Raw genomic sequence first — 23,891 nt, forward strand, 5'->3', positions numbered from 1 at the left:
AAAAATTCATAAAATCTTTTGTTTCGTTTTATATACGTAAGCCAAAATTTCTGCGATCGCCTTAAAATATTCTTCAGGCACCGCTTGGTTGATATCCACTTGATCGTAGAGGGCGCGGGCGAGCGGCCGGTTCTCTACAGTCATGACATCATGTTCTTTCGCAATTGTTCTAATTTTCAAAGCCAAAATATCCGTTCCCTTTGCCACAACAAACGGCGCGTCCATCTTTTCTTCGTCATATTTCAAGGCAATTGCGTAGTGGGTCGGGTTTGTAATGATGACGTCCGCTTTTGGGACTTCCTGCATCATCCGTCTCATGGCCATTTCCCTTTGCCGCTGTTTAATTTTTGATTTTATGAGCGGGTCACCCTCTGATTTTTTATACTCATCTTTGATGTCTTGTTTAGACATCCGTAAGTTTTTTTCATAATCAAATTTCTGATACATGTAGTCAAGCCCAGCTAAGATGAGAAGAGCACCTGCTGCATATAGACCCATAATCAAGGTCATATTTGCCACGAAATGAAGGGTTTCCTCTGCAGTGAGTAGAGGGAGCCGCAAGATTTCGTCAAAGTGCATCCATAGAGCGATAAATGTCGCAAAGCCAACAAAACCAATTTTTAAAATGGATTTTAATAGCTCAACGAGTGCTCGAATACTGTATATTCGTTTAAACCCTTTGATTGGATCAAGCTTTTCTAATTTGGGCTTGATCACTTCAGTTGAAAAGAGAAACCCAACTTGTAAATAGTTACTGATGATCCCTGCCAGCATCCCAACACCAAGAATTGGCATGAGGAGGAGACCTGTCTCTTGAAGCAATTCCAAGAATAACTGGTGAATATTAGATGTGCTAACCTTCATTAGCATCGTTGTTGAATAAAAACGTTCAATGAGCGCAATAATACGCTCTTTCATAAAAGGCCCAATAAAAAAGAATGATAAAAAGATTAGTAGAAATGAGATGGCTGTATTGACGTCGGTACTTTTGGCAACCTGCCCTTTTTTACGTGAATCCCGTCTCTTTTTCGGTGTTGCTTTTTCTGTTTTTTCACCTGCGAAAAATTGCAAGTCGAGTCTAAGTCTTGTCGTCATGACGAACCACCGACCAATGCTAAGAAATTCCTCATGGTGAGCACAATCGTTTCAAATGTATTTTGGACGACCCCGAAGATAACACCCATACAAATGATGATCATAATAAAACTCACGCCCATTTTAATGGGAAGTCCAACGACAAATACGTTCATTTGCGGAACTGTACGTGCCACAATTCCTAATGCCAAATCGACTAAAAACAAACTAGCCACAACAGGTGCTGAGATTTGAAAGGCTATGATGAACATTTGGTTGAAGCTCTTTGCAATAAAGTAAGCAAAGGATTCACTACCGAAGTTCAGTGCATACTGATCAACTTGAATATATTGAAAACTGTAATAGATTCCATCAAGCAGCAAATGATGTGCATTTGTTGCCAGCATCAGCAGCAAGGTCACCGTATAAAAAAACTGCCCCATCAGCGGCGTTTGCGCCCCTGTTTGTGGATCAATAATATTGGCGATCGCAAAGCCCATTTGAAAATCGATGAATGAGCCGGCAATTTGAACTGCGGACACCATGATATATGCAATCAGTCCAAGAAGAAGTCCGACCATTGCTTCTTTCACGGCAAGCATCATGTAAAGACCGTCGATATCGAGTGCTGGCGGTTCTTTAATGGTGCTAAAACTAATGACAGCCAAAAACAGTGAAAAACCAACTCTGTGAACTGCTGGTATCGTTCGATGCGCTAATAGCGGCACTGTCACAAAAAAAGCGGTGATCCGAATGAAAACGAGAAGAAAGGCAGGAAATAATTCTATGATTGACATCTCTGATTAACCTGCAAATCGATCTAAATTCGAGAACAGCTCTGTTGTAAATGACACAATTGTTGAAAGCATCCACGGACCAAACACAACAAGTCCAATTAGCACTGCAACAATTTTTGGAATGAACGCAAGCGTCTGTTCTTGGATTTGGGTTGTCGCCTGAAACACACTGACAATTAGTCCCACGATTAGTGCGAGCGCAAGAAGCGGCCCGCTGACAAGTAAAACAACATACACTGATCTTTCAGCCATCGTAATGACAAATTCTGAACTCATGTTTTAAGCACCTACTCTAAAAGCTTTGCAGCAAAGATTTAACAATCAAATACCATCCATCAACTAATACAAATAACAATATTTTGAAAGGGAGCGATATCATAACCGGCGGAAGCATCATCATCCCCATCGACATCAGGACACTTGCGACCACCATGTCAATAATTAAAAATGGAATAAAGATCATAAAACCAATTTGAAATGCCGTCTTTAATTCTGAAATTGCAAAAGCTGGTACCATCGCCGTTAAGGGAATATCTTTAATTGATTCAGGGGTATCCATTTTTGCGTAACTAAGAAATAAAGCCAAATCTTTCTGTCTCGTATGTTTACTCATAAACTCTTTAATTGGCACTTCGGCTTTTTCATAGGCCTGATTTAACGTAATATCATCATTTAACAGCGGCGTGAGTGCCTCTTTATTAATCTCTGAGAACGTGGGTGCCATAATAAAAAATGTGAGAAACAAAGCAAGTCCTACAAGCACTTGGTTTGGCGGCATTGAGTTGGTTGCAAGTGATGTTCTAACAAACGAAAGAACAATCACAATCCGTGTAAAACAGGTCATTAAAATAAGAATGCCTGGTGCAACTGAAAATACAGTTAACAATAAAAGAAGACGGACAGATGTGCTAATATTCCCTGCGCCACTGGAATTAAATAAATCGATAAACTCATTCATTTTGTTTCGGGCCTTTCTTTCTGACTTCTGATTGGGTCTTTTTCAATTCGGCTAGCTGCGCCTTTAAATTGGCTGAAAAAGAAGAAGTGGTCGGCTGATCGTGTTTCTTCACTTGCGATGTTAATTTTTGCATCATTTTCGGTAAGTCAGTCTTACTTTCCATCGCTTCTTCGTATTGTTTCACAATCGCTTCGCATTCTTGTTCATCATCGATTTCTTTTAGCAGCTGGATTGAGTCTGCTACGCCGACAACTAATACTCGTTTGCCCACTTTGATCAGCTGAACTGAACGATTTTGACCAACCGTCGTTCCGCCAATATTTTCAACATAGCGAAATGGCTTGAGTAAGCGGTTTTGCTTTCCAACAAATCTCACCAATCCGTAAATGAGCAGGATGACAAAAAGTAAGGCACCAATCATTTTGACAAAATCCATAATGGAGACAGAAGAAGAGGGAACTTCTTCTGCCGGATTCGTTTGATTGTCAGTGGTTTTCTTTTCTGTATCCTTTTTGCTTTCTTTCTCATCTTTGAGCCAGTCATTCACCGTGCCATTTTCAGGATCTTTTGTTTCAGCAAACAGTGAGGCGGGCTGCGCTGTCAAGAAAAGCATAAAACTGATCATTGCTATACATATCAAACGTTTTTTCAACAAGTCTTACACCCTTTTTTAGCCTAACGTTTTATTAATTGCTTCAAGTACACGGTCTGCCTGGAATGGCTTCACGATAAAGTCTTTTGCACCTGCTTGGATGGCATCAATAACCATTGATTGTTGTCCCATCGCTGAGCACATAATGATTTTTGCCGAAGCATCGATTTGTTTAATTTCTTTTAATGCTGTGATCCCGTCCATTTCTGGCATTGTGATATCCATTGTGACTAGATCAGGAGATGTTTCTTTATATTTTTCAACAGCTTGTGCGCCGTTTTCTGCTTCTCCTACTACATCAAATCCATTTTTTACAAGAATATCCTTAATCATCATTCTCATGAATGCTGCATCATCTACGATTAATACCTTAGTAGCCATTTACTTATTCTCTCCCTATATGTTTGTTTATTTTAAATTAGAAAGTCTTTCAGACTGACTTAAAATGTCAGTCACACGTACACCAAAGTTCTCATCAATGACAACAACTTCTCCTTTGGCGACGATTCGTTTGTTGACCAGAATGTCGACTGGCTCACCTGCAAGTTTGTCCAGTTCAATGATACTTCCAGCGGAAAGTTCAAGTACTTCTTTCACACTGCGCTGCGTTCTTCCAAGCTCCACTGTAATGGAAAGTGGAATATCCATCAGCATATCAAGATTACCGAGCTGACTTGTTGTATGCTGAGGCTCACTAAATGCCTCAAATTCAACTGGCGCCACATTGACAGGTTCTGCCGGCTTTGGCTTCGCCTGTCTTTTCGGCGGTGCCGATTGCTGCATAGGAGCAGATTGTGCTTGCGGAGCAGCCTGCTGTGGTTCAGGTGCACTCTGAGGTGCTTCTTGAACCGGCTCTTCTTCCGCTGGGTCTGTTAATTCTGCAATCAAATCTTTCGCAAACGTAATAGGGTAAAGCTGCATAATATTTGAATCTATGAGTTCACCTATCGTTAATCTAAAGGACACTTTGACAAGCATCTCTTCAGCTGGAATGCGGTCTGTGCCTTCTCCTTCTTTCACATCAAGCAGCTCAACGCGAGGCGGAGAAATATCAATCTTTTTATTAAAGACTGTTGACATGGACGTCGCTGCTGAACCCATCATTTGGTTCATCGCTTCTTGTACTGCACTTAAGTGAATTTCACTTAACGACGGGTCAGCATTTGTTCCATCTCCGCCCATCATTAAATCCGCAATGACTGCCGCATCGGTTTGCTGGATGACAAGCAGGTTACTAGCGCTGAAGCCTTCCGTATAATTCACTTCAATTGCGACATACGGATGAGGAAATTCCTCATTCAGCTTGCTTTTTTGAATCACTGTGACAGTTGGAGTTGTAATCTCCACTTTTTGACTTAATAGGGTTGAAAGTGCTGTTGCAGAGCTTCCAAATGATATATTTCCGATTTCCCCAATGGCATCTTGTTCCATTGCAGAAAGGAGTGTATCAGGCTCTATATCGTCATTGCTGCCTCCTTTAAGGAGCGCATCGATTTCATCTTGTGATAATTTACTTCCGTTATTCTCCATCTTCTTCACCTCTTATGTCGTGATCTAGAATTTGAATCGCCTGTTTCCGATTCACGCGGCCGGCCTGTCCCAAGAATTTCGGTTTATTTCCGACCATAACAGTAAGAGGCGCATTTACTGGTTTGTCCAAGGCAATACAATCACCAATTTCCAAATTCAAAAACTCTTCCACCGTCATTTCCGATTGTCCAAGCTCTGCGACTACCGGTATTTTCGCCGTCATAATCCGTTTTTCAATGGCCTTTGTTTCTTCTTGTTTCGGTTCATTTCGTTCCGATTGCATCCAGTAGTGTACAGACAGCTTCGGAATAATAGGCTCTAATACTACGTGAGGAATACAGAGATTAATAACCCCGCTTACCTCACCAATTTGTGTATTAAGAGAAATGACGACAACTGTTTCGTTTGGTGACACCATTTGAACAAACTGGGGATTTACCTCGAAATCTGCCATTTCTGGCTCGATGTCGGTTATGGACTGCCACGCTTCTCTGTAGTTTTCCAAAGCTCCCTCAAACATGTTTGAGATAATCTTTGTTTCGATTTCTGTCAGTGATTCTGTCTTATTATGACTAATGCCAATCCCACCCATCAGCCTATCCATCATGGCATAGCCAATCGTTGGGTTCACTTCAAGCATGATTCTTCCTTCAAGCGGGCTGACGTAAAATAAGTTTAATAATGTCATATTAGGAATCGAACGAATAAATTCTTCATATGGCACTTGGTCAACCGAGCTGACAGAAATTTGAATATATGATCTTAGCTGCGCTGAAAAGTGTGTGGTAAGCAGTCTAGCGAAGTTATCATGAATTCTTGTTAAACTTCGAATCTGGTCTTTTGAAAAGCGCAGTGCACGTTTAAAGTCATACACTTTCACTTTTTTCGTCGTTTCTTCTTTTTTCAGCTCTTCTGCATCCATTTCGCCTGTTGATATGGCGGATAATAATGCATCGATCTCATTCTGGGAAAGCACTTCTCCTGACATTTCTTCACCTCCATCGTGTCAATTAATCGCCTCTATTGCAGATTAAAGGAGGTTATATAAACTTCTTTCACCTTGCCATCTTGCAAATAGTTATTCACTTTGTTTTTGACCTGTGTTTTAAAATGTTCTCTGCCTTTTTTGCCATCAAGTTCATCTGCATTCGTGTCTGATAAAATGTCGATCACAGCATCCTTCACTTGGAAGCTTCTTTTTTCAAGCTCTTCTTTGGCTTTTTCTGAATCTGTTTCAATATTTAGTACAAGTTTGACCGCATTTCCTTCAGATTTTAAATTGGTCACAATCTCAGGAATTTCAACAGAAGCTTTTACGACTTCATCTGCTGTTGGCTCTTTTTCTGCTTTTGCTTCGTCTGACCCATTCACCAGAAAGACAATACCTGCTCCAATTCCGACGATAGCAATAATCATGATTAGCATTACTACGACTAATTTCTTCTTCATTCAAACTCCTCTATTCCTTGATTCAATGAAATGACTTGGATTTTTCTATAGAAAGAAATGATTTTCTCCTGAAGCTGCTCTTCATCTTCTTTCACAACGAATTTCTTTCCATTGGCGAGTGTAATGGTCGTGTCTGGAAAGCTTTCGATTTGCTCGATATGGAGAGCGTTGAGCATAAATCCTTTGCCATTTAATCTTGTCACTTCAATCATATTAAGCAGAGAAGCGATAAACCGCTCCCCCTACCTCCTATCGTTTCAGATTCACAAGTTCTTGCAGAATTTCATCAGATGTTGTGATCGTCTTTGCATTCGATTGGAATCCACGCTGTGCGATAATCATTTCTGTAAACTCGTCTGTTAAATCAACGTTTGACATTTCAAGTTTACCTGTTTGGACGACGCCCGTTCCTTGTTCACCTGGTACGATTGGATTACTTGGAGCACCTGAGCTTAACGTTTGGCGGTAAAGGTTGTCACCAACTTTGTCTAGCCCTCCTGCGTTACGGAAAGATACGAGTGATATTTGACCAACGGTTCTTGATACATTGTTTTCAACAACCGAAATCGTTCCATCTGGACCAACACTTACACTTGAAACACCGTCTGGAATCGTTATCTTTTGTCCATTCATTCCAAGTAGATAATTTCCATCAGGGGTGACTAAGCTTCCCTCTGAATCAGTGTCGAAATTTCCTGTTCTTGTATAAAGAACTTCTCCTTGAACTTCAATACGGAAAAACCCATCTCCATTGATATAGAAGTCGTAAGGTTCATTTGTATTTTGAGAAGATCCCGCTGACATGATTTTATCGATTGAAGATAAAGATGACCCTAAACCAATTTGCTTTGAGTTGATTGAACCAGAGTTGTTCGTTGGCCCACCAGAACTTCCAATGGTTTGGCTGACCATATCTTTAAAAGTGATACGGCTTTTTTTGTATCCGTGTGTGTTGACGTTGGCTACGTTGTTGGCTACAACATCTAATTTTGATTGGAAGTTTTTCATTCCACTAATTCCTGAGTAAAGTGAGCGTAACATTTATTTTCCTCCTCGATTTGCTTACGATTTTTCTCCAACAGTTGTAACGTCCCAAGGGCTGATTTTCGTTCCATCTTCTAAATATAGGAAGTATTCATTGTTTATGTTTTTCACAGACTTCACAGTGCCAGATATGTCTTTATCATCTTGTTTACCCGCTACTTCTTTACCAATCCAGCCTACATATGTCGTAAATGGATCTTGGTGTGTAACAAATGTAGACATGATCTGATTCATTTTGGTGATTGATTCATTCATATTCATTTGCTGTTCTAAAGAAGAAAATGTTGCAAGCTGTGTGACAAACTCACGGTCATCAATCGGGTTTGTCGGATCTTGGTTTTGAAGCTGCGTAAGCAAGATTTTCAAGAACTGATCTCGGCCAAGTGTATCTGTTTTCTTTGCTGCGTTTGAAGAAGTGTCCGCTTGTGCGGCTGTTCTATTCGTCGCATCAACAGTTGCCATTAGATCTCCTCCTCTTCTTCTTCTGATCCAACAAGCGCATCTAGTACATCTTGGAATTCAGCTTCCTGTTCATCAGGCTGCTGGAAACTTTGTCCTTTTGATGGCTGCTGCTTGCCTTCCTCATTAAATTGTCCAAAAGACGGCTGCTCATTTGACTGAAGCGGTATATGGAAACGGTCAACTTGAACCGACATATTCGGTAGCGCCTGCTTGAGTTGCGGCAGATGATGCTCTAACAGCTCTTTAGCTGCTTGCGTTGAAGCTGTAATTTTACTCGCATACATCCCGTTTTGTTTCGTTAGCTGGATGGTAATAAACCCGAGATTTTCTGGATTTAATCGTACGGTAAACCGTCCGCTTGAATTGCCAAATGGTGTGAACTTCATTTGTTTCCACGTATTTAAAATCTGCTGATCAACCGTGCCTGGCTTTTCGTCAGTTGTTTGCGTCTGCTGCATAGGAGCAGCTGATTGCAGTTGGAAAAACTGTTTATGCCCTGGAAGCAGCGTATGGGTGATTGTTTTTTCAGAAGCAGGTGCCGCAGTGCCTTGACCTTTGATGACTTCTTTTTTCATGAGCCATTCAAGTGAGGCAGCACCTTTTGCTGGAGATGAGAAGGAAGATTCTTGCCTTGGAGCAACCATTTCTTTTAACTCTCCTAAGGAAATTTTCCACTCTTTATCTGACCCTTTCGCATTCGCCATCATATGATCGATTAACTGATTAAAGTGTTTCAGCTCGCTTTGCGACATATTATTCAGCTTAGGTGCCGATCCTTGCGAGAAGAACTGCTCTTTTACTTGTTGAATGAGCTTTTCATCTGCTCCGTTTTTCGTTAGAAACTTGATAAAATCTTCACCTTTTGCTTGAATATCCTGTACAAGTTTTGCATCAAAGCTCACCGGCTGCTGATTCAGTATTTGATATAAGAAAAAGTGGACTTGTATGAGCTGTTCACTATGTTCAGCAACTGGCTTCTCATCCTGATCACCATAGATAACCGATTCCATCTTTTGAAATAGCTCTTCAAGTGACTTTAAGTCAGCCCCTTCAAGCTTTTGACCTTGCAGCGCCTGAAGTGCCGCAAGAAGATCTCCATCTATTCCTTCTTCAGGTGATTGCATCCATTTTTCAATGATTTGCATCGCATCATTCATGGATAGAGTGGTTTCCGCTGGCTGAGAAATAGCTGGACCACTTTGAATACCTGCGCCATTTAACAATTGTTTAAACAGGCCGCGAGCAGATACTGCCCCCTCTCCCTTTAGTCCCGAGAGACCTTGGGAAGATTGCTGTAAGGCTCCAATGTCCAATAGCTTCACTTATTGTCCACCCCCATTTTCACTTTCTTCTTTTTTGGCAAGCTCCTTCGTGAACGTTGCTGCCTTCTGAGGTGTCAGTTTTGCTAATATGTCCGTCAGCTTATTTTTACTCAGCTCTTCAAGGATCTTCAAAGCTTCTTTATCACTTAGCTCTGATAAAATTTTGGCAGATTTCCCTGCATCCATGCTTTCATAAATGCTGGCGACCTTTCCTTTTGATTGCTGATTAGAAGATGCTGACGAATCAGAGGAAGATCCTGATGCGTTATTACTTGATGATGTACTGTTTGATGAACTGTCACTTGCTGACGTGTTCTCTTTATCAGATGTTTTTTCAAGTGAATTGATTTTTTGATTCAATCGTTTAATCTCTTCATCACTTGTCTTCAAGTCTTTTTGAGCAATTTCAAGTTCATTCTCTTGTTCTTTAATCGTCTTTTTCAACGCTTTCAACTCTGTATCACGTTGATCGTTATTTGAAGATGACGTTTTTGATGTGTCATCTGATCCAACCAAGCTGCTAATCCCCGGAATGTTTTGGAGCGGTTTCTTTAGATCATAACCCGCCATATAAAGGATTGTGCCCGTCACGATCACAAGCACAACCAATGGGATAATGACAATAAACAAGATCCATTGAAATTTACCGCCGCCGCTTGATTCCTTTGTTTTTTCCTTCTTAGGCATTCATCTCGACTCCTAATGTCCTTGAAACATGAATTGGCTGATAGAGATATCATCCATTTCTTTCATTTCAATTGCCTTATGTTCAAGGGAGAACTTTTCAAATTGCTTTTCTTTCATTTTTTCAAACTTTTTAAACTCAATATTTTTTTCAGTTAAATCAGATTGTTTTTCATTCATTTGATGGCGTTTCATGATCACAAGCTGCTGATAATGATGAATGGTGTTATCTAAGTTCGTCACAAATTGCTGATAATGACGCATTTCTTGAACACTCATCCCACTTCTCAGCTTTTCTTCTTTGCTCTTTTCCATTAGCTCTTTTTTACTCATATTTTCATAGAGTTTTTCAGCGGCTTGCTCAAATGCCGAAACGGATTGTTGATACGCTGCGAGTGATTTGTCTTTTTCACTTTCTTTCAATTCTAAGAGCTTTTGAAATTTGTATTGATATCTCACTGTTTTTGTCAATCCTCTCTATTCATCAAACTGAGCAATATCCTCACGCTGTCTTCAATCGATACAGCCTCTTCAACGTCCTGCTTCAAAAATGAAATCAGTTGTGGGTAAGCTTGCATGGCCTCATCAATATCTTTAGAGGAGCCTTTTTTATATGCTCCAATGTTAATGAGATCTTCAGCGTTTTGATATGTGGATAAAAGCTGGCGGAACCGGTTAGCCGCTTCCTTATGATCATGACTTGCGATATTACTCATGACACGACTGATACTTTTCAGAATATTGACAGCTGGGAACTGTCCTTTGTTGGCCAATGCACGATCAAGTACTATGTGGCCATCTAAAATCCCCCGCACTGTATCAGCGATCGGCTCATTCATATCGTCACCATCAACAAGCACTGTGTAAAACGCTGTGATGGAACCAAGTTGATTTGTACCAGTTCGTTCTAGCAATTTTGGCAGTATAGCGAACACTGAAGGCGTATATCCTTTTGTTGTTGGCGGTTCACCGGTTGCAAGTCCTATTTCCCGCTGTGCCATGGCGACCCTTGTGACAGAATCCATCATAAACATGACATTTTTTCCTCTGTCTCTGAAATATTCGGCAATAGCTGTTGCAGTATAGGCTGCTTTTAATCTTGTCAGTGCGGGCTGATCTGAAGTTGCGACAACAACAATCGAACGCTTCAGTCCTTCAGCTCCTAAATCTTTTTCGATAAACTCGCGAACTTCACGTCCACGCTCTCCAACAAGTGCAATGACATTGAGATCCGCTTCTGTCTGCTTGGCAATCATCCCCATCAAGGTACTTTTACCAACACCGCTTCCCGCGAATATGCCAATTCTTTGACCAGTGCCGACTGTGAGCAAGCTGTCGATCACTCTGACACCAACGCCCATTTTTTCACGAATAGGCGGTCTGTCCATCGGGTTTGGAGGAGATTGTTCTGTTGAGACAGGTGCAAGTCCTTTAGGAAGCATGCTGCCATCCAGTGGATCACCGAATGCATCAACAACCTGCCCGATTAAACCAGTTCCTACTTTGACCTTTAACGACTCACCTGTTGCTTCAACAAGACTGCCTGGTGAGATGTTAGAGGCTTCTACATAAGGCATGAGCAGAATGTTTTCATCTTTAAAACCAACGACTTCTGCTTTGATCGGATGATTCTTACTCCCTTTTTTGTGAATAAGACATACATCACCGATTGAGCTTTCTGGCCCCTTGGACTCGATCATCAGTCCAACAACTCGATTGACTTTACCAAAACGTTTATAAGGATCGGCGGTTTCAATCGTTTCTTTTAGCACATCTATGTTCATTTGTGATCACCTGAATCAATGACTTCTAATAACTTTTCTTTTAACTGATTCATTTGGGTATCAACACTCGCTTCCACTTTTCCAAAGCTTGTTTCGACGTAACAAGTACCTTTTGGTGCTTTTTCATCCGAGTAAATGGCAAGATGTGTATTCTTTTGAAGGATTCTATTTAATTCGTCTTTATATTCCATCACATGTTCGTAATGTGCAGGGTCGACATAGATGGAAATATCGTCATATTCTTTCACTTCTGAAATGACCTGCTTCACTAGCGTTAAAAATTGTTCTTTTGTGTCCTCAGCTGCATTCCATACTCGTTTAGCGAGCTCAAAGGCAAGTTCGACAATTTCTTCAGCAGAGCTTTCGATTTTTGCTTCATAGTCCTGCTTTGCAAGGCTGACAATGTCATTCGCTTGATCAAGAATCGATTGATACTGTAAATTCGCATCTGCTTCGCCCTTTTGAAAACCATCTTGATATCCTGTTTGTTTCGCTTCTTCAATGAGCTGTACTCTTTCTGCTTCAAAATCAGCTCGCCGCTGATTGATTTCAGCCATTGTTTGTTCCAGCTCACGATTTGCTTGTTCTAAAATACGGCTTGCTTCATCTTGTGCATCACTTAATACAAGTTGAGATGCTTCTGTTTCGTTGACAAGCTCTTCTTCGTGATGTTCTCTTTTGAATTCCACTTGCTGCAAGGGAATGGTTTGACGGCCTTGTTCAGGAATAACAGATGTTTCATGTTTGATAATCCTAGACAATGATATCGTCTCCTCCACCTCGAGCTATGACGATTTCTCCAGCCTCTTCAAGTCGTCTTACGATGCTGACAATACGAGTCTGTGCTTCCTCGACATCTCTAAGCCGGACAGGTCCCATAAACTCCATTTCTTCTTTGAACGTTTCGACCATACGCTGCGACATGTTGCGGAAGACAATTTCTTTGACTTCTTCGCTTGCCACTTTGAGTGCAAGTAGTAAATCGTCATTTTCAACATCTCGAATCACGCGCTGAATGGCTCTGCTATCAAGAGTGACAATGTCTTCAAAGACAAACATACGTTTCTTAATTTCATCAGCAAGCTCAGGATCTTGAATTTCCAGTGTATCTAAAATGGTTTTCTCCGTTGCACGGTCTACACCATTCAGGACTTCGACTACCGCTTCGACTCCGCCCGTTTGGGTATAATCTTGCGTAAAGGTTGAAGAGAGCTTTTGTTCAAGAATACGTTCCACCTCATTGATGATCTCTGGAGATGTGCGGTCCATTAAAGCAATTCTTCTTGCAACCTCGGTTTGTACTTCCTCGCCTAACTCAGATAAAATCTGTCCAGCCTGTACTGGATCTAGGTAGGAAAGAATGAGCGCAATGGTTTGTGGATGCTCATGCTGGATAAAGTTTAAAATTTGCTCTGGGTCAGCCTTTCTAGCAAAATCAAATGGTTTCACTTGAAGTGAGGATGTTAAGCGATTTAAGATGCTGTCCGCTTTGTCCTCACCAAGCGCTTTTTCAAGCACTTGTCTTGCGTACATAAGGCCGCCTTGTGATATGTAGTCCTGCGCGATGGCAATGCTGTGAAATTCTTCGATGATCTCATCTTTTTTAGCAGTATCTACACTTCTTACATTTGAAATTTCTAATGTTAATTTTTCTATTTCGTCTTCAGACAGATGTTTGTATACAGATGCTGACACGTCTAGCCCTAAGGAAATCATTAGGATTGCTGCTTTTTGTCTGCCTGTTAGTCGATTTGGATCTTTTCTCGACATGTGTATTCCTCCTAATCCTCGGACAGCCAGCTGCGTAGCAATTTAGCAAAGTCTTCTGGTTTATCTTTTGCCATTTTTTCAAGCTGATTTTTTCTCACCATTTCTTCTGTTTCTGGCTCAGTATCGATATCAGGAACATGAATTGGTGTACGTTCATCAAACTCAAACTCTTCTTCCTCATCTTTTCTTCGCTTACGTACGAGAAGGATAATGAGAGCGATAATGGCAAGTAGTAGCACACCGCCAACAATATAAACCCAAATCGGAATATTGTTTGAAGGGTTTTCTGCTGCCGTTTGCTGTTTACCGTCTAATTTTGATACAGATAAAACGATTTTGTTATCTAAGTCTGCTTGAGTGAGCGCTTGACCGTTTGTGTATTCTTTATCAATCGATGTACTGATGATGGTTGAAAGAATTTTTTTGATATCATCCTGCCTTTCAGCAGTTAATGAGGTCGGATCGTTTGCAGTAGGTGGTTCAACCAGTGCCTGAATGCCAACGTCTCTGATTTTATAAGGACTTTCTTTGATATCTTTATGAATGCGGTTGACTTCATAATTGATGCGATCTTCGCTCTTTTCGTAATCTCCGCTTCCATTCGTTCCATCAGCGCCTTGATAATTTGTGACATCATCGTCACCTGTTCCAGCGGTGCCTCCAGCTGCTGCGCCATTACCTGAATAAGTTTCAGCAATCTTTTCAGCGCTGACAGCAATTCCTTGCATGTTTTCTTGATCAACTGGTTCGACAAGATCTTCTTTTCTTTTTTCTTCAGTAAAATCAATGTCTGTAGTGACCGATACGGCAACTTTCTCTTGACCCATCATCGTTCCAAGCAGCTGTTGAATTTTTCGTTGAAGATTCTTTTCAATCTCTTCTTTTTTCTGCTGCTGTGCATCCATTCCACTTGCATAGGAATCTGAGCTGCTGTTTAAGTCATAGTAGTTGGAATCTTGGTCCATAATGACAATGTTTTCTGTTTTTAAGTTCGGCACACTTTTTGAAATAAGATGATAAAGGCCTTTTACTTGTTGCTGAGTAAGCGTGTAGCCTGGCTGAACTTGCAGCACAATTGATGCTGATGCATTACTTTGCTCTTCTCCAACAAAAACGGAATCTTTTGGCAGGTTAATCATAACCTTTGAATCTTTAATCCCATCAATCGTGTTGATCAGATTGGATAGTTCTGTCTGAGTTGCGTCTACTTTCAGAACATCAAATTCATTGTCTGTTAAACCGAAGCCGGAATTGTTCGCAAAGAAGGAGTAATCAATATTCCCCGTTTTAGGAAGTCCTTCTGATGCAAGTGTTACTTTTAAAGTGTCTGCTTGCTTTTCTGGAACTAAAATCGTCGTTCCGTTATTTGCAAGTTCCGATTTAACGTTTTTGCCATCCAGTTCCTGTTTGATTTGTCCTGCTTCTGCCTCAGACAAATCTCTAAACAACGGAACCATTTTTTCAGAAGAAGCAAAGATGCTAACAACCGTAATAATGATTGCTAGGGCAGCTACGCCGCCAATCATGAGTATTTTTTGTAATTTTGATCGATTTCGCCAAAACTCAACTGTTTTTGTTCTTAATTGCATTAAAGTACGATTCATCTTAACCCCCGGTCATTCCATTCAGTCTATTTTTTGTCCACCAGCACCTCCTACATCTGCATTCTCATAATCTCTTGGTACGCTTCGACTGCTTTATTCCGAAACTCGGTTGCAGCTGTGAGTGTCACACTCGCTTTTTGTGAAGCAATCATGACTTCATCGAGATTGACATCTTTCCCTTGTGCGAGAGCATTCGTATACTGGTCTGATTTCAGCTGTGATTGATTTAATGCCTCAATGGAATTCTTCAGCACATCAGAGAAATTCGTTTGACTTTTAGGTGCAGCCGCCTGCACAGACGATGCATTCGTCAATTCACTTGCTTGCTGAGCGGTTTGAAGCTGGAAAGGAGATATTGCGTTAACCAATTCTTTTCACCTTACTTTCCTATTTCTAAAGCTTTCATCAGCATGCTTTTATTCGCATTCAGCGCAGTCACGTTTGCTTCATATGACCTTGAGCTGCTGATGAGATCAACCATTTCCTTTAATGGATCAACGTTTGGTGTTTGAACATATCCATTTTCATTGGCATCGGGATTTGTAGGATCATATTGAAGGTTGAATGGAGTTTCGTCTTCAGTAATTTTTGTTACTTTGACGCCGTTTCCTAATTTGCCGCTCGAATTCATGCTTGAGTTCAATATAGATGAAAATGATTCACCTGACGGCTGTAATGTGACGAGCTTGCGTCTATAAGGCTCCCACTTGCCATCAACCTGTTTAGCTCTTGTTGTATCCATATTCGCAAGGTTAGAGGATACAACGTCCATTCTGAGCCTCTGTGCTGTTAATGCTGAGGCCGAAGCGTTCACGCCTGAAAAAATCGACATCACTTACCTCCTGTCAAAACTGTTTTAAGAGAATTGAACTTTCCGCTCATTCTTTCAACCAACGCATTATACTGAATTTGGTTTTTAGCGAGTTCACTCATCTCTTGATCAATATCGACATTATTTCCGTTTTCTTGATAAGAAGTACGGTCACTCGAAACAACTGAATAATTAGACCCTGTTTTAGAAAAATCAATGTGACCTTGGTATGTTTTTTTAGCATCTAATTTGATTGACGCATCATTTAGCATGTCGTGGAATGCAACTTTTTTAGACTTGTAGTTCGGTGTGTCTATATTCGCGATATTATTGCTTATGACTTTTTGCTTAACATTCGCTCTGCCCAAGGCATTCTCAAGGTTGCTTATCGTTCCAGAAAATATATCCAAAACCATATACCTCCAATCATATGTATTTCATTCCATTTAATCATGTCGAGATTTGTAAAACCATATGTTCATTGTAAGAAATAATAGGATTAAAGTCTATGATGTAATTGTAAAAAAAACTCGTAATATATATCTATTTTACGAATAGGTATAAAGACCTAGATTCAAAGCACTACAGAATTGTAAGGGGTTTCTTGGAAAAAAGAGTGTCATTTTTCGGACAAATCCTCTTTTTTTATACAAAAAAACCCTTTTCAGCGTTTATTTCGGCCGAAAAGGGTTTTTTGATTAGTGAGATTTTAAATTTTCAAGTTCAATTAAAAATTTGTTGTTTAATACTTTGATGTATGTTCCCTTCATTCCAAGAGAACGAGATTCAATAACGCCTGCACTTTCTAATTTACGAAGTGCGTTTACGATCACTGAACGAGTGATTCCTACACGGTCAGCAATCTTACTTGCCACAAGCAGCCCTTCGTTTCCATCGAGTTCTTCAAAGATATGTTCAATCGCTTCAAGTTCACTATATGAAAGAGAGCTGATCGCCATTTGAACAACCGCTTTACTTCTTGCTTCTTCTTCAATTTCTTCCGCTTTCTCGCGAAGAATCTCCATCCCAACTACTGTTGCGCCGTATTCAGCAAGAATTAAATCATCATCTGTGAATGTATCTTGCAAACGAGAAAGGATTAACGTCCCTAAGCGATCCCCGCCTCCGATAATTGGCACAATCGTTGTCAAACCTGATTGGAATAAATCACGGTTCTCAATCGGGAAAGCTGTGTACTCACTGTTGATGTCAAGGTTTGAAGATGTTTCAGGGACATTGAATAAGCTTTTTGTATATTCTTCAGGGAACTGACGATCTTCCAGCATTTTTTTCATACGTGCATTTTCAATCTGCTGGTTAATGGAGTAGCCAAGAAGCTTCCCTCTTCTGCTTAATACGAAAATGTTTGAATCAATGACATCTCTCAGTGTTTCTGCCATTTCTTTAAAATTAACCGGTTTCCCCGCTGCATCTTGCAGCATCGAGTTAATAATCCTTGTTTTTTGTAGTAACGCCATAATAATGATCCTCCTAGATTACTTTATTCATTTGTTAAAGTATAAATTGACTTAAGTCTTTGTTATTTGCAATCTTTCCTAGCTTCTCTTCTACATACTGAGGGGTAATAGTCACTGTTTCCATTGTAATATCAGGCGCCTCAAATGAGAGCTCTTCTAGCAGTTTCTCAAGTATGGTGTGAAGCCTTCTTGCACCGATGTTATCCGTCTCCTGATTGACGTGATAAGCCACTTCGGCAATCTTATGAATAGCATCGTCAGAAAATTCAAGAGATATACCTTCTGTTTCAAGTAAAGCCTTATATTGCTTTAATAACGCGTTATCTGGTTCCGTTAAGATTTTCACAAAGTCTTCTATACTTAATTTATCTAATTCTACACGGATTGGGAAGCGCCCTTGAAGCTCTGGAATCAAATCCGAGGGTTTCGCCATATGAAAAGCGCCTGCTGCTACAAATAGAACATGATCTGTTTTCACAGCCCCATACTTCGTCATCACAGTGGAACCTTCTACAATCGGTAAAATATCACGTTGAACCCCTTCACGAGAAACATCTGCAGACGATGCACCACCGCTTTTGGCAATTTTATCGATTTCATCGATAAAGATGATTCCTTGCTGCTCTGCTTTTTGCACGGCTTCCTGACCGACTTCATCCATATCAATCAGTTTTGAAGCTTCCTCAGCAGTTAACGCTTTTCTCGCTTCTCTGACGGTCAGCTTTCTGCGTTTTTTCTTTTTAGGCATGAGATTGCTAAGCGCATCCTGCATGTTCATACCCATTTGCTCCATACCCGAGCCTTGAAGCATATCAAACATGGAAGGCTGCTGCTCTTCAACTTCAATCGTGACGTAATGGTCTTCAAGTTCACCCATCGCCAGCTGGTGCGCAATGCGTTTTCTCGTCGACTCAAGCTCTACTTCTTCACTTGAGTGATCTCGGTCACTTTCATCAGCATCAGAACCACCAAACAGCATCTCAAAAGGATTTTTCACAGACTGACTTTTTTTCTTTCCAGGAACAAGTAGATGAACAAGCCGTTTGTTTGCTTGTTTTTCCGCTTCTTCTTGAACATCCTTCATTTTTTCTTCTTTGACTAGTCTGATTGCTGTTTCCACTAAATCTCTGACCATTGATTCTACGTCACGTCCGACATATCCAACTTCAGTAAACTTCGTTGCTTCCACTTTAATGAAAGGTGCACCAGAAATCCTTGCAATTCTGCGAGCAATTTCTGTTTTCCCCACACCTGTCGGACCAATCATTAAGATGTTTTTAGGAACGACTTCATCCTTTAGCTTATCATGTAAAAGACTTCTTCTGTAACGGTTTCTTAAAGCCACCGCCACTGCTTTTTTCGCATCAAGCTGACCAATAATGTACTGATCAAGCTTTTCAACTATCTCTCTTGGGGTGAACGGCTTTTTCTCCATACGTCTCATGTCCTTTCTATTCAAGCTCTTCTAAAGTGATTTGATCGTTCGTGTAGACACAGATTTCTCCGGCCGTTTCAAGAGCCGCCTTTGCAATCTCTCGAGCTGAGAGATGGTCACCTGCATGTTTTTTGAGTGCTCTCCCGGCGCTAAGCGCGTAGTTACCGCCTGACCCGATAGCCAAAATGCCATCGTCTGGCTCGATGACCTCTCCTGTTCCAGATACGAGCAGGATGCTTTCTTTATTCATGACGATCAGCATGGCCTCAAGCTGTCTGAGCATCTTGTCACTTCTCCATTCTTTCGCCAGTTCTACAGCTGCTCGTTTTAGGTTACCACCGTATTCTTCAAGCTTCGTTTCAAACTTCTCAAAGAGTGTAAATGCATCTGCAACTGAACCAGCAAAACCTGCGAGTACTTTGCCTCCGAAAAGACGGCGCACTTTTTTTGCTGTGTGTTTCATGACGACAGCCTGCCCAAAAGTGACTTGACCGTCTCCAGCCATCGCACTTTTTCCTTTATGTTGAACGGCAAAGATTGTGGTTGCATGAAATGATGACATGAAAAAACCTCCTTTTAGGATCGTTTAAAAGCCCTTGGGTGATGAGACATGTACGTTTTTCTTAAAGAATCTTTTGATACATGCGTGTACACCTGTGTTGATGATAAATTTGAGTGACCGAGAAGTTCTTGAACACTTCTTAAATCCGCTCCCTCGTTTAAAAGATGCGTAGCAAAGGTGTGCCTTAACATGTGAGGATGGATATGTAATGTGCCAGATGCCTTTTTCATTAATTCAGTTAGAATGAATCGAACGCCTCTGTCTGTAAGAGGAGCTCCGCGCTGATTCAAAAACACATGTGAATCAGCACGATCCTTTCCCTTCACTTTCAGCTTCTGCCTTCCATCCTCTAAATATGTGGAGAGCGCTTCATGTGCATAAGAGCCGAAAGGTACATACCGCTGTTTGCTGCCTTTCCCATGAACAAGCACTGTATCCATCGATAAATCAAGATCAGATTCTTTTAATGAACATAACTCACTAACCCTCATACCTGTTGCATAAAGAAGTTCTAAAATGGCTTGATTTCTTTGACCAAGCGGTGTATTTACATCAGAAACTGTAAATAGCTCTTTTAGTTCCTCTTCATACAAAAATGAAGGAATTCGCTTATCCTGCTTTGGTAAGCTAACGAGTAAAAAAGGATTTTCTTTCACAAGCTGTTCTCTTAATAAAAATTTATAAAAGCTGCGAAGTGCAGAGACTTTCTTACTAATCGTTCTTCTTGTAAGGCCTTTTTCATAAGCTTCTGTTAAATAAATTCTCGTATCTTGATAGGATACCTCTTCAAAACCGTCTATTCCTTGAATGTTCATAAATCTGACAAACTCTTCAATCGCCTCAGTATAACCCGAGATCGTTAAAGCTGAATAGTTCTTTTCAATCTGCAAATATTCAATGAATAAGTGGACAAGACGCTGTTTATCTGTCATTTTTACACCTCTTTAAGGCTTTTAAATGGTATCACATATCTTGCTTCCCGTGCAATGTTTTACTACAGAGATTTCGAAATAGTTTGAATAGTTTCGATTGCGCGTTTAGCGTACTCTGCATAGCGCTCTTGTTTGTTTTTAATTCGAACGCCAAGATCTTTCAGCAAGCCAAAGTTTGCATTCATCGGCTGGAAGCTTTTCTTGTTTGTTGATGTGATGTAGTAAGCCATACTGCCAATCGCTGTTTCTTCTGGAAGTGTCACAAGCTCTTCTCCTTTAACAAAACGAGCTGCGTTGATTCCAGCCACTAGTCCTGAAGCCGCGGACTCAACATATCCTTCAACACCAGTCATTTGTCCGGCAAAGAATAAGTCGTCTCTATTTTTAAATTGATACGTCGGTTTTAGAAGGCTTGGCGAGTTAATAAATGTATTACGATGCATCACACCATAGCGAACAATCTCAGCCTCTTCAAGACCTGGGATCAAACGGAATACTTCCTTTTGATCGCCCCATTTTAGATGTGTTTGGAAACCAACAATATTATATAAAGTACCTGCTGCATCATCCTGTCTTAATTGAACAACAGCGTAAGGTCTTTTTCCTGTTTTTGGATCTTCAAGTCCAACTGGTTTCATCGGGCCAAAGAGCATGGTTTTTTTCCCTCTTTTGGCCATGACTTCAATGGGCATACAGCCTTCGAAGAAGATTTCTTTTTCGAACTCTTTTAACGGCACAGTTTCAGCAGAAATGAGCGCCTCATAAAAACGATCGAATTCTTCTTCTGTCATCGGACAGTTTAAATAAGCCGCTTCCCCTTTATCATAACGTGATTTCAAGTACACTTTATCCATATCGATGCTGTCTTTCTCGAGGATAGGCGCTGCTGCATCGTAGAAATATAAATACTCTTCACCTGTTAAAGATTTTAATTCTTTTGAAAGTGCTTCTGATGTAAGAGGACCCGTTGCGATAATCGTCGGACCTTCTGGAATGCTTTGCACTTCTTCTTGAAAGACCGTCACATTCGGGTGATTTTTCACGCGGTCTGTGACGTTAGCTGCAAATTCATGACGATCTACTGCAAGCGCTCCACCAGCAGGAACCGAGCTTTCATCTGCTGCTGCGATGATTGCTGAATCTAAATGACGCATTTCTTCCTTTAAAACACCGACTGCGTTCGTTAAAGCATTCGCACGCAATGAGTTACTGCATACGAGCTCCGCAAATTTATCTGTGTGGTGAGCTGGTGTTTGTTTGACAGGTCTCATTTCATACAGATGGACTTTAATTCCGCGCTTGGCAATTTGCCATGCCGCTTCACTTCCTGCTAAACCTGCTCCGATCACATTTACAAATTGACTCATTGTACAACTCTCCTATTTCGTAAGTTCTATTTGATGACATAAAAAAGCAGGTGAACAAGGCTGCTCACCGCTATTTTTGTTGTTCCTCTTTATAATCACAGTTCACACATTGAACTTGAATGCCTTTTTTCAGCTTTTTCTCTACAAGCATATTTTCGCATTTTGGACACTTTCTTTCAATTGGTTTGTCCCAAGAAACGAATTCACACTCTGGAAAACGATCGCAACCGTAAAAAATGCGGCGCTTCTTAGATTTCCGTTCAACGATATTTCCTTCGTGACAAGTCGGGCATTTGACACCAATATCTTTGACAATTGGTTTTGTGTTACGGCAGTCAGGGAAATTAGAGCATGCCATGAACTTACCGTATCTCCCCATTTTGTACACCATTGGATGACCACACTCTTCGCAATCAACTCCGGCGTATTCAGGCTCGATCTCAACTTCCTGCATCTCTGCTTCTGCTTTTTCTACCCGTTTTGCAAAATCTTGATAGAAACTGTCGATAATGCGTACCCATTCAATCGTACCTTCTTCAACGCTATCAAGTTCTTTTTCCATTTTCGCAGTAAATTCTACGTTAATGATTTCAGGGAAGAATTCAATAATTAAGTTGAGCACAATCTCTCCAAGCTCTGTTGGAATAAACCGTTTGTTATCAAGTGCCACGTAGCCACGCTTTTGAATGGTATCTAATGTTGGTGCATACGTAGATGGGCGGCCAATACCTAGCTCTTCAAGGGTTTTGACAAGTCTTGCCTCAGTGTAACGTGGAGGCGGCTGCGTGAAGTGCTGCTCTGGTTCAATATCTTTTGAAAGAACGGTGTCTCCCTCTTTCAGATCAGGAAGCATTTTGTCCTTTTCTTCTAACTGGTCGTCCTTCCCTTCAACATATACTTTCATAAATCCAGGGAATTTCACCTTACTTCCATTTGCACGGAAAGTAAGCCCGTTATTTTCAAGATCCACACTCATTGTATCAAGAACAGCTGGTGCCATTTGGCTTGCCACAAAACGTTCCCAAATCAATTTATAAAGACGAAGCTGATCTCTACTTAGCACATGTTTGACATCTGCTGGTTTTCTTAGCGTAGAAGTCGGACGGATGGCTTCGTGAGCATCCTGTGCATTTTCGTTCTTTTTGGCAGTTCGTTTTGTTGTATTCAAGAAATTCTTGCCATACGTTTGATCAATGAAAGCAGATACTTCTTCAATTGCCGTATTGGAAATACGTGTTGAGTCCGTTCTCATATATGTAATGAGACCTACTGTACCTTCTTTACCAAGATCAATCCCTTCATATAATTGCTGTGCAATCATCATCGTTTTCTTCGCACGGAAGTTTAGTTTTCTCGCTGCCTCTTGTTGTAAGGTAGATGTTGTAAACGGAACAGCTGGGTTGCGTTTACGTTCTTTTTTCGTCACTTTTTCAACAGAAAATTTGCTTCCTTTTAATTTCGAAAGGATTTCTTTTACATCTTCTTTTGTTTTTAGCGGATGTTTTTTGCCATTTACGCCAAAGAAACTCGCTTCAAAGCTTTCTTTCCCTTTTAGGAAGGTACCATCAATTGTCCAGTATTCTTCTGGTTTGAATTCATTAATTTCATTCTCGCGGTCAATAATCAGGCGGAGTGCAACTGATTGAACACGACCGGCGCTTAAGCCCTTTTTGACTTTCTTCCATAAAATTGGGCTGATTTTATATCCAACGAGACGATCTAAGATTCGTCTTGCCTGCTGCGCATCAACCAAGTCCATATCGATCATACGTGGATGTTTAAAGGAATCTTTAATTGCATCTTTTGTAATCTCGTTAAAGACAACCCGGCAATCTGAAGAGAGGTCAAGGTCAAGGCTGTGGGCTAAATGCCAAGCAATCGCTTCTCCCTCTCTGTCGGGGTCAGCTGCGAGATATACTTTTTTTGCTTTTTTCGCTGCTGTTTTTAATTCTTTTAAGACTGGACCTTTTCCTCGAATCGTAATATATCTCGGTTCGAAGTCATGCTCAGTGTCAACACCAAGCTGACTTTTCGGTAAATCCCTTACATGCCCCATTGAAGCCTTTACTTTATACTTTTTTCCTAAATAACGCTCAATCGTTTTCGCCTTTGCTGGCGACTCAACGATGACTAAATAATCAGCCATACTCAAAATCCCCCTTAAGAGGTGTTCTCT

Annotated in this window: 28 protein-coding genes; all 28 read right to left on the minus strand. The window is 40.7% G+C overall.

Annotation, left to right across the window (positions count from 1 at the left end):
* Positions 1-6 precede the first annotated feature (6 nt).
* Positions 7-1,095, minus strand: a complete 1,089-nt coding sequence (gene flhB, locus LCD34_RS16480) for a flagellar biosynthesis protein FlhB (protein ID WP_007499576.1) — start codon at positions 1,093-1,095, stop codon at positions 7-9.
* Positions 1,092-1,871: a flagellar biosynthetic protein FliR gene (gene fliR, locus LCD34_RS16485; RefSeq protein ID WP_007499578.1), complete on the minus strand. Its 780-nt coding sequence runs from the start codon at positions 1,869-1,871 to the stop codon at positions 1,092-1,094. Before fliR ends, flhB begins: the two co-directional genes overlap by 4 nt.
* Before the next feature lie 6 nt (positions 1,872-1,877).
* Positions 1,878-2,147: a flagellar biosynthesis protein FliQ gene (gene fliQ / locus LCD34_RS16490; protein WP_003211206.1), complete on the minus strand. Its 270-nt coding sequence runs from the start codon at positions 2,145-2,147 to the stop codon at positions 1,878-1,880.
* 16 nt (positions 2,148-2,163) lie between these two features.
* Complete coding sequence (gene fliP / locus LCD34_RS16495) at positions 2,164-2,829, minus strand: flagellar type III secretion system pore protein FliP (protein ID WP_007499580.1); 666 nt, start codon at positions 2,827-2,829, stop codon at positions 2,164-2,166.
* On the minus strand, positions 2,822-3,481 hold the full coding sequence (fliZ, locus tag LCD34_RS16500) for a flagella biosynthesis regulatory protein FliZ (RefSeq protein WP_024720357.1): 660 nt from the start codon (positions 3,479-3,481) through the stop codon (positions 2,822-2,824). Before fliZ ends, fliP begins: the two co-directional genes overlap by 8 nt.
* Positions 3,482-3,499: 18 nt before the next feature.
* Positions 3,500-3,862, minus strand: a complete 363-nt coding sequence (locus tag LCD34_RS16505) for a response regulator (protein WP_007499584.1) — start codon at positions 3,860-3,862, stop codon at positions 3,500-3,502.
* A gap of 27 nt (positions 3,863-3,889) precedes the next feature.
* Complete coding sequence (fliY, locus tag LCD34_RS16510) at positions 3,890-5,011, minus strand: flagellar motor switch phosphatase FliY (RefSeq protein ID WP_007499588.1); 1,122 nt, start codon at positions 5,009-5,011, stop codon at positions 3,890-3,892.
* On the minus strand, positions 5,001-5,999 hold the full coding sequence (gene fliM / locus LCD34_RS16515) for a flagellar motor switch protein FliM (protein WP_008354483.1): 999 nt from the start codon (positions 5,997-5,999) through the stop codon (positions 5,001-5,003). Before fliM ends, fliY begins: the two co-directional genes overlap by 11 nt.
* Positions 6,000-6,031: 32 nt before the next feature.
* Positions 6,032-6,460 (minus strand): flagellar basal body-associated protein FliL, encoded by a 429-nt coding sequence (fliL, locus tag LCD34_RS16520; RefSeq protein ID WP_007499592.1) that lies wholly within the window; start codon positions 6,458-6,460, stop codon positions 6,032-6,034.
* Positions 6,457-6,672, minus strand: coding sequence for a flagellar FlbD family protein (locus LCD34_RS16525; RefSeq protein WP_008344794.1), 216 nt, complete (start codon positions 6,670-6,672; stop codon positions 6,457-6,459). The genes fliL and LCD34_RS16525 overlap by 4 nt, the downstream gene beginning before the upstream one ends.
* 37 nt (positions 6,673-6,709) lie before the next feature.
* On the minus strand, positions 6,710-7,501 hold the full coding sequence (gene flgG, locus LCD34_RS16530) for a flagellar basal body rod protein FlgG (RefSeq protein WP_017359086.1): 792 nt from the start codon (positions 7,499-7,501) through the stop codon (positions 6,710-6,712).
* 21 nt (positions 7,502-7,522) lie between these two features.
* Positions 7,523-7,966 carry a flagellar hook assembly protein FlgD gene (flgD, locus tag LCD34_RS16535; RefSeq protein WP_224559762.1) on the minus strand — a complete coding sequence of 148 codons (444 nt, stop codon included), beginning with the start codon at positions 7,964-7,966 and terminating at the stop codon, positions 7,523-7,525.
* Positions 7,966-9,288, minus strand: a complete 1,323-nt coding sequence (locus LCD34_RS16540) for a flagellar hook-length control protein FliK (RefSeq protein ID WP_224559763.1) — start codon at positions 9,286-9,288, stop codon at positions 7,966-7,968. The genes flgD and LCD34_RS16540 overlap by 1 nt, the downstream gene beginning before the upstream one ends.
* Positions 9,289-9,975 carry a MotE family protein gene (locus tag LCD34_RS16545; protein WP_017359089.1) on the minus strand — a complete coding sequence of 229 codons (687 nt, stop codon included), beginning with the start codon at positions 9,973-9,975 and terminating at the stop codon, positions 9,289-9,291.
* Positions 9,976-9,987: 12 nt separating this feature from the next.
* Positions 9,988-10,431: a flagellar export protein FliJ gene (fliJ, locus tag LCD34_RS16550; RefSeq protein WP_024720352.1), complete on the minus strand. Its 444-nt coding sequence runs from the start codon at positions 10,429-10,431 to the stop codon at positions 9,988-9,990.
* An 8-nt stretch (positions 10,432-10,439) separates the two neighbouring features.
* Entirely contained in the window at positions 10,440-11,756 is a 1,317-nt protein-coding gene (gene fliI, locus LCD34_RS16555; protein WP_008344803.1) for a flagellar protein export ATPase FliI, read from the minus strand.
* Positions 11,753-12,517 carry a flagellar assembly protein FliH gene (fliH, locus tag LCD34_RS16560; protein WP_017367245.1) on the minus strand — a complete coding sequence of 255 codons (765 nt, stop codon included), beginning with the start codon at positions 12,515-12,517 and terminating at the stop codon, positions 11,753-11,755. The genes fliI and fliH overlap by 4 nt, the downstream gene beginning before the upstream one ends.
* Positions 12,510-13,526, minus strand: coding sequence for a flagellar motor switch protein FliG (gene fliG, locus LCD34_RS16565; RefSeq protein WP_008344808.1), 1,017 nt, complete (start codon positions 13,524-13,526; stop codon positions 12,510-12,512). Before fliG ends, fliH begins: the two co-directional genes overlap by 8 nt.
* Before the next feature lie 11 nt (positions 13,527-13,537).
* Entirely contained in the window at positions 13,538-15,130 is a 1,593-nt protein-coding gene (gene fliF, locus LCD34_RS16570; RefSeq protein ID WP_007499608.1) for a flagellar basal-body MS-ring/collar protein FliF, read from the minus strand.
* A gap of 50 nt (positions 15,131-15,180) precedes the next feature.
* Positions 15,181-15,498 (minus strand): flagellar hook-basal body complex protein FliE, encoded by a 318-nt coding sequence (fliE, locus tag LCD34_RS16575; RefSeq protein WP_007499609.1) that lies wholly within the window; start codon positions 15,496-15,498, stop codon positions 15,181-15,183.
* Positions 15,499-15,509: 11 nt separating this feature from the next.
* A complete protein-coding gene (gene flgC, locus LCD34_RS16580) occupies positions 15,510-15,962 on the minus strand; it encodes a flagellar basal body rod protein FlgC (RefSeq protein WP_007499610.1) in 453 nt (150 codons plus the stop codon).
* Entirely contained in the window at positions 15,962-16,351 is a 390-nt protein-coding gene (gene flgB, locus LCD34_RS16585) for a flagellar basal body rod protein FlgB (RefSeq protein ID WP_208755866.1), read from the minus strand. The genes flgC and flgB overlap by 1 nt, the downstream gene beginning before the upstream one ends.
* 288 nt (positions 16,352-16,639) lie before the next feature.
* Complete coding sequence (gene codY / locus LCD34_RS16590; RefSeq protein WP_007499612.1) at positions 16,640-17,419, minus strand: GTP-sensing pleiotropic transcriptional regulator CodY; 780 nt, start codon at positions 17,417-17,419, stop codon at positions 16,640-16,642.
* A 34-nt stretch (positions 17,420-17,453) separates the two neighbouring features.
* Positions 17,454-18,854, minus strand: a complete 1,401-nt coding sequence (gene hslU / locus LCD34_RS16595) for an HslU--HslV peptidase ATPase subunit (protein WP_008344818.1) — start codon at positions 18,852-18,854, stop codon at positions 17,454-17,456.
* 16 nt (positions 18,855-18,870) lie between these two features.
* On the minus strand, positions 18,871-19,416 hold the full coding sequence (hslV, locus tag LCD34_RS16600) for an ATP-dependent protease subunit HslV (RefSeq protein WP_007499614.1): 546 nt from the start codon (positions 19,414-19,416) through the stop codon (positions 18,871-18,873).
* Between the two features lie 14 nt (positions 19,417-19,430).
* Complete coding sequence (xerC, locus tag LCD34_RS16605) at positions 19,431-20,348, minus strand: tyrosine recombinase XerC (RefSeq protein ID WP_007499616.1); 918 nt, start codon at positions 20,346-20,348, stop codon at positions 19,431-19,433.
* Positions 20,349-20,410: 62 nt separating this feature from the next.
* On the minus strand, positions 20,411-21,715 hold the full coding sequence (trmFO, locus tag LCD34_RS16610) for an FADH(2)-oxidizing methylenetetrahydrofolate--tRNA-(uracil(54)-C(5))-methyltransferase TrmFO (protein ID WP_007499618.1): 1,305 nt from the start codon (positions 21,713-21,715) through the stop codon (positions 20,411-20,413).
* Between the two features lie 70 nt (positions 21,716-21,785).
* Positions 21,786-23,861: a type I DNA topoisomerase gene (topA, locus tag LCD34_RS16615; protein WP_008344821.1), complete on the minus strand. Its 2,076-nt coding sequence runs from the start codon at positions 23,859-23,861 to the stop codon at positions 21,786-21,788.
* Between the last annotated feature and the right edge of the window lie 30 nt (positions 23,862-23,891).

Origin of the sequence: Bacillus sp. RAR_M1_44, from assembly GCF_020165935.1 — a bacterium.
GTDB classification, from domain to species: Bacteria; Bacillota; Bacilli; order Bacillales; family Bacillaceae; genus Bacillus; species Bacillus altitudinis.